The organism is Undibacterium sp. Ji22W, from assembly GCF_049340305.1.
Lineage (GTDB): Bacteria > Pseudomonadota > Gammaproteobacteria > Burkholderiales > Burkholderiaceae_D > Undibacterium.
In genome coordinates this window covers 1-249 of record NZ_JBMPOU010000038.1, presented here as the reverse complement: position 1 = coordinate 249, position 249 = coordinate 1, and the positions used below count along the sequence as shown (strand labels likewise).

General features: G+C 56.2%; 1 pseudogene. It reads right to left on the bottom strand.

Annotation, left to right across the window (positions count from 1 at the left end):
• A pseudogene (locus tag ACO0KW_RS20490) lies at positions 1-249 on the bottom strand (hypothetical protein); the annotation flags it as partial.

Genomic DNA, 249 nt, shown 5'->3' with positions numbered 1-249 from the left:
CAATCGTCGCCGTAGCCGCATTGTTCCACGTCGTTCCACCATCCGTTGATACTTGCAGATTCGTCGCTGTCGCACTACCGTAATCCGTACCACTGCCTGTGGCGTTACCACCGCCTAAGGCGAGGCTGACACTCGTTGCTGTGGTGCTAGCATTACTTAAGCTCACCGTGAATTGCGCAAAGCCACCGCTCTCCGCGACCGTGACATTGCTGACGCTCAAAGTTGGCGTATCGTTGTCGCTACCACCAG